This is a genomic window from Sphingomonas sp. SKA58 (assembly GCF_000153545.1).
Lineage (GTDB): Bacteria > Pseudomonadota > Alphaproteobacteria > Sphingomonadales > Sphingomonadaceae > Sphingobium > Sphingobium soli.
The window spans coordinates 172,895-184,618 of the sequence record NZ_CH959306.1 but is presented as its reverse complement, the minus strand read 5'-3'; the positions used below and the strand labels follow the sequence as shown (position 1 = coordinate 184,618).

Below are 11,724 nucleotides of genomic sequence, written 5' to 3'. Positions count from 1 at the left end.
TACCACAATATGAACTACATGAGGGATAAAGGCCTTGTCGTTTCGGCAAGTCCCGATATATGGTTCTCAAAACTATTTAACGGGACGGAGAATCCCTTTTGAGGATATTGGCCCCACGTCATCCCGCCAGGCGCGGGCCGCACCCATCGCCGCCTCTGCACGGGCGGTCGGCTTGGGGGAATATGCCGACCTCGGCATATTCCCCCATTTTGCTTCCTTACCGGATGTGCAGCCCGTCATGAGTCTGCCGCTCTTGCTGATCGCCATGGCCGCTGCCGCGCCGGCTTCCCTCCATTTCGACCTCAGCGACCGATCGCCGCAGCGCCATCAGGTCTATCAGCCCGGCGGGCATGGCATGGAGCCGGGCGTGACGGAGCGCGACTATCTGTTTTCCGTTGCGCTGCCGGAGGGCAATTATCGCGTGACGGTGCGGCTGGGCAGTCGCACATCGGCCGGCAACACCAGCGTCAAGGCGGAAGCACGGCGGTTGATGCTGCGCAATATCGCCACGCGCAAGGGCCAGTATGTAGAGCGCAGTTTCCTGGTCAATATCCGCACCCCCGCGCTGCCGCCGCCCCCTGAAAATGCGCCCGGTGGCGCGCGGGTGCTGCTGACGCCGGGCGACCGCGCCGAATATACATGGGATGACAAGCTGACGCTGGAATTTCTGGGCCAGCCGCGCGTCGCCTCGCTCGACATCGCGTCCGTCGATGCGCCGACCCTGTATCTTGCCGGCGATTCCACCGTTACCGACCAGTATGCCGAACCGGCGGCCAGTTGGGGCCAGATGCTGCCGGCCATGCTGGACGATCAGGTCGCGGTCGCCAATCATGCCAAGTCCGGCGCGACGATGAAAAGCTTTTCCAGCGACCTGCGCCTGGCGAAATTGCTGTCGGGCATGAAGGCGGGCGACTGGCTGTTCATCCAGTTCGGGCATAACGACCAGAAACGGCAATGGCCGCAAACCTATGTCGATCCGCAGACCACCTATCCCGCCTGGCTGCGCGTCTACATCGCCGAAGCGCGGCGGCGCGGCGCGCATCCGGTGCTGGTCACATCGCCCGAGCGGCGCAATTTCGACGCCGGGGGCCGGATAGAGGACACGCTGGGCGCCTATGCCGATGCGATGCGCCGCGTCGCTCGGGACGACGGCGTGCCGCTGATCGACCTGAACGCTGATAGTCGCGCCATCTATGAAGCGCTTGGTCCTGACGTCGCCCCCACTGCCTTCAACGATGGCGGTCGCGACAAGACGCATCACAATAATTATGGCGCTTTCCTGTTGGCTAGCGCCGTGGCGCAGCGGATCCGGACGATCCTTCCCGATCTTGCGCCGCACGTTACGGCGCCGGCATTCGATCCGCGCCATCCGCCGAGCGCAGAGCGAATCGCCATTGTGCCCAGCCTGATCCACAGCGATCAGCGCCCGGCCGGCAATTGAGCATGATGGCGATGAGCCGCCGCGACGTCGCACTGGGCCTGATCGCCGGCGGCTTTGCCAGCCTGCCTTTCCCCGCCCATGCCGCGCGCCAGTTCGACGTGCGCGATCATGGCGCGCGCGGCGACGGGCGGACGATCGACAGCGCCGCGATCAACGCCGCGATCCTGGCCGCATCCGCGGCCGGCGGGGGCACCGTCATCGTGCCGCGCGGGCGCTATCTCTGTTTTTCCCTGCGGCTGCAAAGCCGCGTCACCCTGTTGCTGGCGGGCGGCGCGGTGATCGAGGCGGCCGACCCTGCCCGTCATGCAGGGCGCTATGACCTGCCCGAAGACGGCATCGACCAGCTCTATCAGGATTTCGGCCACAGCCATTGGCACAACAGCCTCATCTGGGGAGACAATGTTGAACAGGTGACGATAACGGGGGCGGGCATGATCCATGGCGTGGGCCTCACCCGCGATGGCCCCGGCGCGCGCTGGAAGACGCAGGCCGGCGAACGGCCGCTGTCCATGGCGCAGATGACCGATGCCGATATCGCAAGGCTGGAACCGGACGCGGCGAAGATGCGCGGCCTTGGCAACAAGGCGATCGCGCTCAAAAATGGCCGCGACATTCGCCTGTCGGGCTTCACGATCCTGAAGGGCGGGCATTTCGCCATCCTGGCGACCGGAACGCAGCGGCTGACGATCGACGGCCTTTCCATCGACACCGATCGCGACGGCATCGACCTCGACTGCGTGCGCGATGTGCTGGTGGAACGCTGCCGCGTCAATTCGCCCAATGACGACGCCATCGTGGTCAAGAGCAGCTATGCGCTCGGCCGCGCCATCGCGGCGGAAAATATCCTGATCCGCGATTGCGACGTGTCGGGCTATGACATGGGGTCCATGCTGGACGGCACGCGCGGCACCACCCAGCAGGTCGCCCCAGATCAGGACCGGGTCACGGGCCGCATCAAGCTGGGCACCGAAAGCAATGGCGGCTATCGCAACATCCGGATCGAGGATTGCCGCTTCACGCGCTCCCGGGGCCTCGCACTGGAAACCGTCGATGGCGGAGCGATGGAGCATATCGTCGCCCGCCGCCTCACCCTGCGCGACGTCACCACCGCGCCGTTGTTCCTGCGCCTCGGCGACCGCCGGCGTGGGCCGCAGGACACCGGCATCGGCATGATTCGCGACGTGGAAATCAGCGAAGTGGACGCGCGCGGCATCGACCATCGTTTTCCCGCCGCGCTGGCGGGCCTGCCCGGCCACCCGATCCGCGACGTGGTGCTGCGCGACGTCCACCTGGCTTATGCCGGCGGCGGGACGGCGCAGGACGCCGCGCGTCGCCCGGCCGAACTGGCCGACGCCTATCCCGAACCCAGCATGTTCGGCGTACTGCCCAGCTGGGCGCTCTGGGCACGGCATGTCGAGGGGCTGACGCTCGACCGCTTCACTGCGACGACCAAAGCGCCCGATGCGCGGCCGCCGTTGCTGCTCGATGACGTCGCCCGTCTCACCATACGCGACACGCCTTTGGCTGATTGACGAACATATGGGACACTGCTACCAAATATCGGTCTAAGGTTCCATAATATGGTTCATCGAGGGGAAGCCATGACGATCCACGCCTTCAAGATGCAGCTCAAGCCCGGCGTGGTCGAGGAATATCGCCGTCGCCATGACGAGATATGGCCCGAACTGTCCGCTTTGCTGTCCGAATCGGGCATCCATGACTATTCAATCTTTCTGGACGAAGACACGCTCAGCCTCTTTGCCGTGCTCAAGCTGCGTGCCGACAACAGCCGCGACGCCCTGCCCGATCATCCGGTGATGAAGCGCTGGTGGGACTATATGGCGCCGCTGATGGAAGTGCAGCCGGGCAACCAGCCGCGCGAATGGCCGCTCCCCCTGCTGTTCCACATGGATTGACGGCACACCCATGCGCACCCTGATCGCCGCCCTGCTGCTGGGCTCCTCACTCGCTGCCGCACCCCTGCCCGTCCGCGCGCAGGAAGCCCGGCCCACCGCCAACCTGTCCGCGCCGGTCAAGACGTTCGGCCGCGTTTCCTATGACGCGCGCTCGCTGATGATCGATGGCAAGCGGGCCATCATCTGGGGCGGGGAATTCCATCCCTTCCGCCTGCCTTCGCCCGATCTGTGGCGCGACATCCTTCAGAAGATGAAGGCCAGCGGCTTCAACACCGTCGCCCTCTATTTCGACTGGGGCTATCACAGCCCGAAACAGGGCGTTTACGACTTTACCGGCATCCGTGATCTCGACCGGCTGCTGACGATGGCGGAGGAAGAGGGCCTCTACGTCATCACCCGCGCCGGCCCCTATGTGAATGCGGAACTGACGCGCGGCGGCTTTCCGGGCTGGCTCGTCAACCAGCGCGCCCGCGCCCGCACCGACGATCCCGATTATCTCAAGGCGGCCGACGAATGGCTGAGCCACATCAATCCGATCATCGCCCGGCATCAGATCAATGCGGACCCCAAGCGCAAATATGGGGTCATCCTGCATCAGATCGAAAATGAGCTGGCGCTGACCACGCCGGCGCAGCGGCGCTACATGGACCATATCTTTGCCAAGGCACGCGCCGACGGCATCACCGTGCCGATCTTCCATAACGATCAGGGCCGCAACGGCTATTGGGTGCCGGAAAGCAGCCAGGTGGACAAGGTCGTCCACGGCCCCAACGACATGTATGCGTTCGACGGCTATCCCGGCGGCACCTGCACGGTGGAGGGCGAACCCACGCGCGGGTCGGCCGCGCCCGACTGGGGCTATTATGGTCCGGGCGGCCCAAGAGGCGGCGCATCGGCTTCCCCCGACACGCCCGGCTTCCTCGCCGAATTTGGCGGTGGCTGGTTCGACTATTGGGGGTCGAACGGCGGCTATGACTGCAACGCGATCCAGCGCGGCAAGCGGTTCCAGCGCGTCTTCTATGGTACCAACCTGGCCAACGGCATCGGCATCCAGAGCTTCTACATGACCTATGGCGGCACCAGCTGGGGCTGGCTGCCCGCCCCGGTCGTGTTCACCAGCTATGATTATGGCGCGGCCATTTCCGAACCGCGCGCGCTGCGTGAGAAAGCGGAGGAGATGAAGCAGCTGGGCGGCCTCATCGCCTCTGTCCCCGACCTGGCCGGCATGATTCCCGCCGGCGCAGTCCAGATCAGCGATCCCGACATTCAGGTCTATCATAACAAGAGCCCGGAAACCGACACCCGCTTCCTGATGGTGACGCACAAGCCGTCTAATGGCCAAAGCCGCGACAGCTTCAGCTTCACCGCCGACCTGCCCGATGGCCGCTATACCGTGCCGATGCAGCTCAATGGCTTCGACGCCAAATGGCTGATCGCCGGCGCAAATCTGGGCGGTCAGCGGCTCGTCTATTCGACATCGGAGCTGCAATCGGCGCAGGGCATGGGCGACCGCGACGTGCTGCTGTTCTACGGCCGTGCGGGCGAACCGGGCGAAACCGTCCTGCGCTACGCCTCCGCGCCCCGCGTGACGTTGATCGAAGGACAGGCGACCAGCGCCTTTGACGCAGGCAAGGGCGACCTCAAGATCACATATGCCCATCAGGGCCGCGCGATATTGCGCGTCGAAGGCGGCGGGCGTCCCCCGCTGACCCTCATCCTTGCCGATGAAGCGGAAGGGGCGCGCTACTGGCGGCGCGACGGGATGCTGGTGCGCGGCCCCGTCCTGCTGCGCGATGCGTCGGTGCGCGGCGGCACGCTCGCGCTCACCGGCGATACCGCGCAGGACAGCCCGCTCGAAATCTGGGCGCCTGCCGCCGTGCGCGCCGTCACATGGAATGGCGCCCGGGTCGCAACCGCCGCCACGCCGGCTGGCAGCATCGCCGCCAGCCGGCCGCTCGCGGGACCTGCCGACATTGCCCTGCCGCCGCTCACCGACTGGCGCATGGCCAAGGGCTCGCCCGAATCCGATCCCACCTTTGACGACAGCGCCTGGCAGGCGATCGATCGCCGCGCCTATGCCAGCACCACCGCCCGCCCCGATGGCCAGCCCAACATGCTGATGGACGCCTATGGCTTCCATGAAGGCGACGTCTGGTATCGCGGTCGCTTCACCGGCACGCCCGACGCAAAGGCGCTTTCGCTTTTCTATGGCGCGGGCGGATCAGGCCTCGTCCAGGCATGGATCGACGGCCGGTTCCTGGGCGAAGCGGAAACGCCCCATGGCCTCCCCCGCCCGATCACGACCGGCACGGCCCGCTTCGCCCTGCCCGCGAGCGCGCAGTCGGGCGATCATGTCCTGTCCGTCATGGTCCGCAACAATGGCCATAATTGGGACCTGGATTCCGACGATTTCCACAAGGAAGCGCGCGGCCTTGTCTCCGCCTCGCTGGAAGGCGGCCCGTCCGGCCGCAGCTTCGCCGTGCCGATCGACTGGAAGATCCAGGGGCGCAAGGGCGGCGAGACGCTGGCCGACCCGGTGCGGGGCGTCGCCAATAATGGCGGCCTGTATGGCGAGCGGATGGGCTGGCACCTGCCTGGCTTCGACGACAGCGCATGGGCGAAAGCCAGCGTCCCCGCGCAACAGGCGATGGCAGGCACCAGCTGGTTCCGCACCGCCTTCACCCTTGCCGTGCCCAAGGGGCAGGACGCGACCATTGGCCTGAGCTTCGGCAATCCCGACACGCCACGGTCACCGGTTCGCTATCGCGTGCTGGTCTTCGTCAACGGCTGGAACATGGGCCAGTTCATCGCCCATATCGGCCCGCAACGCACCTTCCCCATTCCCGAAGGCATCCTCAATCATCGGGGCGAAAATCATGTCGCGCTCGCCGTCACGTCGGACGGCGCGCCCGGTGACGCGCTGGAAAGCGTGCGCCTCGTCACCCTTCGCAACGTCAAAGGCGGTCTGCCCGTGCAGATGGTAACCGCGCCAAAAGCACCTTCAGACCTCAAGGAGATCAAATAACGTGGCCGCTCTCAATCATGACGTCCCGCGCAGCCAGGTCGTCGAGTCCATCGGCCGGCTGATGGACAATCTCGTCAATATCAAGGACGAGACCGGCGAATTCCTGCTCCATCTGGACGATGGCCGCATCATCGACACCAAGGGCTGGGCCGGGTGGGAATGGACCCATGGCGTCGGCCTGTTCGGCATGTGGCGCTATTTCGAGCAGACCGGCGATGCCAAGGCGCTGGAGATCATCAAGCAATGGTTCGAGGATCGCTTTGCCGAAGGCACGCCGACCAAGAATATCAACACGATGGCCCCGTTCATCACGCTGGCCTATCTCTATGAATATGAACCCGACCCGCGCTACATCCCCTATCTCGACACCTGGGCCGAATGGCTGATGGCGCCCGACGGCCTGCCCAAGACCGAAGAGGGCGGGTTCCAGCACATCGTCTATAATGACGAAAATCCCGGCGAAATGTGGGACGATACGTTGATGATGTCGGTCCTGCCGCTGGCCAAGATCGGCCTGTTGCTGAACCGCCCCCATTATATCGAGGAAGCCAAGCGCCAGTTCCTGGTCCACATCAAATATCTGTTCGATACCAAGACCGGCCTGTGGTTCCACGGCTGGGATTTCAACGGCCGTCACAATTTCGCGCAGGCGCTGTGGGCGCGCGGCAATTGCTGGGTGACGATCGCGATCCCTGAAATCATCGAGATTCTCGACCTCAAGGATGGCGACTTCTTCCGCACCTTCCTGATCGACACGCTCGCCGCGCAGGTAAAGACGCTTGCCGAGACGCAGGACGCGGAAACCGGCCTGTGGCACACCCTGATCGTCGATCCGACCAGCTATCTGGAAGCTTCGGCTACCGCCGGCTTTGCCTATGGCATCCTCAAGGCCGTGCGTAAGGGCTATCTGCCCCGCCATTATGAGGATGTCGGCATCAAGGCGGTGCGCGGCGTGCTCGCGAACATCGACGAAGCCGGCGAATTGCAGCAGGTCAGCTTCGGCACCGCGATGGGCGACACCCAGCAATTCTACAAGGACATCGCGCTCACCTCCATGCCCTATGGCCAGAGCCTGGCCATTTGTGCGCTTGGGGAATTTCTGCGCACCTATATCTGACGCGGTCAGCGGCGGGAGGAAGGGAGATGGAAGGACCGTTCGAGCGCCGCTTTCTGCTGAAGGGCGCCGCCGGCATGTCGATGCTGGCGGCGCTTCCCGCGTTCGAGCCGAACCGCGCCTGATGCTGGCGCGGCTGTGCCTGATCTTGATGCTGCTCGTTGGCGGCGCACGCGCGCAGGCCGCCGACTGGGTCGGCGCCGCCGCCGGGCAAGGCAGCTTTCCGCTCGCGGCCGATGGCGCGGCCGCGCGGATCGTGACCGATCCCGCCGATCATGCGGTGGTCCAGATCGCCGCCACCGATCTACGCGCCGACATCGCCAGGGTCACCGGCGCGTCCCCCGGCGGCACGGCACAGGTCTGGATCGGCACGCTGGGCCGCAACGCCGCCATCGACGGGCTGGTCGCCAGCGGTCGCATCGACGTTTCCCGCCTGCGCGGCGCATGGGAAAGCTTCCTCATCCAGACCATCGACCGCCCCGCGCCCGGCGTGCGGCAGGCCCTGCTCATCATCGGCAGCGACCGGCGCGGCACCGCCTATGGCGCCTATGAGTTGTCGCAGGCCATCGGCGTGTCCCCCTGGCATTGGTGGGCGGACGTCACGCCGCTGCATCGCGACGCGCTGCATGTCTCACCGGGCACCCGCCGCTTCGGCCCGCCTTCGGTGCGCTATCGCGGCATCTTCCTTAATGACGAGGATTGGGGGCTCGTCCCCTGGGCGGCAGGCACCCATGCCCCGGACGAACCGCCGCTCGGCCCCAAAAGCTACGCTCGGGTCTTCGAACTGTTGCTCCGGCTCAAGGCTAATCTGCTCTGGCCGGCGATGCACCGCATCACCCGGCCCTTCAACGCCGATCCCGCCAATGCCGCCCTGGCCGATCGCTATGCCATCGTCATGGGGTCCAGCCATGCCGAACCGATGCTGCGCAACAATGTGGGCGAATGGACTGCCCCGGCCGCTGATTTCGACTATGCGAAAAATTCCGGCGGCGTCGGCGCCTATTGGCGCGAACGAGTCGCGACTAACGCCCGCTATGAAAGCGTCTGGACGCTGGGGATGCGCGGCATCCATGACAGCGGCATGGTCGGCCCCACCAGCATGGCGGACAAGCGCGCAACGCTGGAGCGCATCTTCGCCGACCAGCGCGCCATGCTCCGCGACCATGGTATCGAACGCGCGCCGCAGGTGTTCATGCCCTATAAGGAAGTGCTCGACATTTATCGCGCCGGGCTGACCGTTCCCGACGACGTCACGCTGATGTGGCCGGACGATAATTTCGGCTATATCCGTCGCTTCCCCGATGCCGCCGAACGCGCCCGGCCGGGCGGATCGGGCATTTACTATCATCTCTCCTATCTTGGCGCGCCGCTGTCCTATCTCTGGATCTCCACCACGCCGCCCGCGCTCATCCGCGAAGAGATGGGCCGCGCCTGGGATCGGGGCGCGCGGATGATGTGGGTGGCCAATGTCGGCGATCTCAAGCCCGCCGAGCTTGCCACCGACTATTTTCTGCGCCTCGCCTGGGATGTGGAAGGGACGCGCGCGCGGCCGATCGACGATGTTGTCGCCCAATGGGCGGACGAGAACATCGCGCCGGGACAGGGCGCGCGGATCGCCCCGCTCTTTGCCGCCTATCACCGGCTGAACTTCGCGCGGCGGCCCGAACATCTGCAATGGTATCTGCCCGGTGAAAAGGCGCACCCCAGCCCGCTCGACATCGCGCAGGCCGATGCCCGGCTGGCCGAATTTGCGCGGCTGGAAGCGGCGACCGACGCCCTCACCCCGTCGATTCCTGCCGCGCGGCAGGATGCTTTTTTCGAACTGCTCGCCTATCCAGTGCATGCTTCCGCCGCCGCCAACCGCCGCGTCTTTGCCGCCGAAGCCCATGACCAGCTGCGCGATACCGACCTTGCCGGAGCGACGGCGCGGGGACGGATGGCCTGGGCGGCCGACGCACAGCTTCGCGCGCTGACCCGGCGCTATAATCGCGACCTTGCCGGCGGCAAGTGGCGGGGCATGATGGCGATGGAACCGGCCGACGGCCAGTGGCGCAGCTATCGCATGGCCGCGCCGCTGCTGCCCTCAGCCGACGCGCCGCTGCCTGGACCCAGGTCCGGCGCCACGTCCCCCGCGCCCGCGCCGACCGTCGCGCCTATGATCGTCGCGCCGGATCGTTTTGCCGTGTCGGCCGGCTGGCGCAAGGTGGATGGCCTTGGGCGGCAGGATGGGGTTCTGGCGAGCGATGGCAGCGGCGCAGCCCGCGTCCGGATCAATCTACCCCAGGGTTCATGGCGCATGGTCGTCGATATACTCCCCACCTATGCCGGCGCGGACGGTGGCCCGCTGCGTCTCGTCGTGGCGGTCGACGGCAGGCGTCAACGCATCGACATTCCCCGTACGACCGGCGACCGCGACTGGGCCGATGCGGTGCTGGACAATCGGATTACCGTGCCGGTCCCCACGCGGCTTGACGGCGGCGCGCACCGCATAGCCCTTGAAGGCGCAGGAGAACCGTTGCTGGTGGAGGCGGTGCGGTTCCTGCCGGAACGGATGTTGGATGGCAGCTTGCACTAATTCCAAAATATGTGATAGCGACCCACTATATGACATTAGCTATGTCACGTGCGCGAAGATCAGGAAGAATGGGCGCATCGCATGACGAGGCGGAGGAACTGAATTGCCCGATATTGCCCCACCCGTGACGCGCCCGGTCCGCCTCCACAATTATCTCGCCTATGGCTCCAACGACGTGCTGGGTGCCGGGTCGATGGCGGTGATCTCGGGCTGGGTGCTGATCTTCTACACGCAATTTTGCGGCCTGTCCGCCGGCCAGGCGGCGACCATCTTTGCCGTGGCGCGCATTCTCGATGCCTTCGCTTCACCGATGATCGGCTATATTTCGGATCATTTCGGCGGCACCTGGCTTGGCCAGCGTTTCGGTCGTCGGCGCTTCTTCATCCTCGCGGCCATTCCCCTGCTGCCCAGCTTCGCGCTGATGTGGCTGCCAGGGCAGGGTTTCTGGTATTATCTCGTCAGCTATGTGCTGTTCGAACTGGTCTACGCGATGGAGATCATCCCGTTCGAAACGCTCGCCGCCGAAATGTCGAGCGACTATCGGACGAAAGCGAAATTCGCGGGGTCGCGGATTCTCTTCGGTCAGGCGTCCGCCATCCTCGCCGGCTTCCTGCCGCTCTGGCTGATCGAGGCGCTGGGTCGCGACAGTGCCGATACCTTCTTCTACATGGGCATCATCTTCGCCATCCTGTTCATGGCCACGGCGGGCCTGCTTTACGCATTCAGCTGGGAACGGCATCTTCCCGCCGAAGCCGCCGCCGCGGCGCGGGCCGGTCCACGTACCGCCGGCGGGCCGGGTCAGGCTCTGAAGGCGCTCTACCGCAATCTCTTTTCCACCATGCGCATCCGCGCCTTCCGCCTGCATCTGGGCATGTATCTGGGCGGCTATATCAGCCAGGACATTTTCAACGCGGCCTTCACCTTCTTCGTGATCTTCGCGCTGGCCGGCTCGACAGCCATCGCCTCGGGGCTGCTCGGCACCATGTATATCGTCCAGTTCGTGGCGGTTATCATCGCGATCAACCTGGCGCTGCGCGCGTCCCCATCGCGCGCCTATCAGGTGGCGGCGGCGGATTTCGCGGTCGGCGCGCTCGCGCTGGTCGGGCTGTGGCTTTTGGGCGTGCCCGCCACGTCACCCTGGATCTGGCTGCCGATCATCCTGTCAGGCCTCGGCCGCGGCGCGCTCAACTATATTCCCTGGGCAACGTACAACTATATGGCCGACGTCGATGAAATCGTCACCGGCCAGCGGCGCGAGGGCAGCTTTGCCGGCGTCATGACCTTCGTGCGCAAGGCGACCCAGGCGGCGGCGGTCGCGGGCGTCGGATTCATCATGCAGGCGGGCGGCTTCGTGTCGGGCGCGCAGGTGCAGAGCGATCAGGCGATCCTGACCATGGCGCTGCTGCTGGGCATCGGTACGGTGGGGTGCCTGTCGGCAGGCATCTATATTTCCACCCGTTTCCGCCTCAGCCCCGCGACGCACGATATATTGATGCACGAAATAGAACATCTGCGCAGCGGCGCACGCACCCCCAGCACCCCGGCCGCCCGCGCGGTGGTGGAGGATCTGTCGGGCTGGCGCTATGATCAGCTGTGGGGCAACAACCCGGTCGCGGGCGCCGCCGCGCGATAAAGGAAAAGGGAGATATCAAG

The 11,724-nt window shown here is 65.4% G+C and carries 7 protein-coding genes; all 7 read left to right on the top strand.

The window, feature by feature from the left end:
• The first annotated feature begins 238 nt into the window (after positions 1-238).
• The 7 genes from SKA58_RS01245 (at position 239) to SKA58_RS01215 (ending at position 11,704) form a co-directional block, all read left to right on the top strand.
• Positions 239-1,441 (top strand): rhamnogalacturonan acetylesterase, encoded by a 1,203-nt coding sequence (locus SKA58_RS01245; protein WP_009820517.1) that lies wholly within the window; start codon positions 239-241, stop codon positions 1,439-1,441.
• 11 nt (positions 1,442-1,452) lie between these two features.
• Positions 1,453-2,973 carry a rhamnogalacturonidase gene (locus SKA58_RS01240; protein WP_037542403.1) on the top strand — a complete coding sequence of 507 codons (1,521 nt, stop codon included), beginning with the start codon at positions 1,453-1,455 and terminating at the stop codon, positions 2,971-2,973.
• A 69-nt stretch (positions 2,974-3,042) separates the two neighbouring features.
• On the top strand, positions 3,043-3,357 hold the full coding sequence (locus tag SKA58_RS01235) for an L-rhamnose mutarotase (protein WP_009820515.1): 315 nt from the start codon (positions 3,043-3,045) through the stop codon (positions 3,355-3,357).
• A gap of 10 nt (positions 3,358-3,367) precedes the next feature.
• The gene (locus SKA58_RS01230; RefSeq protein ID WP_009820514.1) at positions 3,368-6,382 is read left to right on the top strand and encodes a glycoside hydrolase family 35 protein; all 3,015 of its coding nucleotides are present in this window, start codon (positions 3,368-3,370) and stop codon (positions 6,380-6,382) included.
• Position 6,383: 1 nt separating this feature from the next.
• A complete protein-coding gene (bglB, locus tag SKA58_RS01225; protein WP_009820513.1) occupies positions 6,384-7,499 on the top strand; it encodes a beta-galactosidase BglB in 1,116 nt (371 codons plus the stop codon).
• Positions 7,500-7,620: 121 nt separating this feature from the next.
• Positions 7,621-10,071 (top strand): glycosyl hydrolase 115 family protein, encoded by a 2,451-nt coding sequence (locus SKA58_RS01220; RefSeq protein WP_009820511.1) that lies wholly within the window; start codon positions 7,621-7,623, stop codon positions 10,069-10,071.
• A gap of 124 nt (positions 10,072-10,195) precedes the next feature.
• Complete coding sequence (locus tag SKA58_RS01215; RefSeq protein ID WP_009820510.1) at positions 10,196-11,704, top strand: MFS transporter; 1,509 nt, start codon at positions 10,196-10,198, stop codon at positions 11,702-11,704.
• The last annotated feature ends 20 nt before the right edge of the window (positions 11,705-11,724 follow it).

What these genes read in the sequence shown, in the direction of transcription:
- SKA58_RS01245 (WP_009820517.1), top strand. Translation starts at nt 239, where the DNA reads ATGAGTCTGCCGCTCTTGCTGATCGCCATGGCCGCTGCCGCGCCGGCT.
- SKA58_RS01240 (WP_037542403.1), top strand. Translation starts at nt 1,453, where the DNA reads ATGAGCCGCCGCGACGTCGCACTGGGCCTGATCGCCGGCGGCTTTGCC.
- SKA58_RS01235 (WP_009820515.1), top strand. Translation starts at nt 3,043, where the DNA reads ATGACGATCCACGCCTTCAAGATGCAGCTCAAGCCCGGCGTGGTCGAG.
- SKA58_RS01230 (WP_009820514.1), top strand. Translation starts at nt 3,368, where the DNA reads ATGCGCACCCTGATCGCCGCCCTGCTGCTGGGCTCCTCACTCGCTGCC.
- SKA58_RS01220 (WP_009820511.1), top strand. Translation starts at nt 7,621, where the DNA reads ATGCTGGCGCGGCTGTGCCTGATCTTGATGCTGCTCGTTGGCGGCGCA.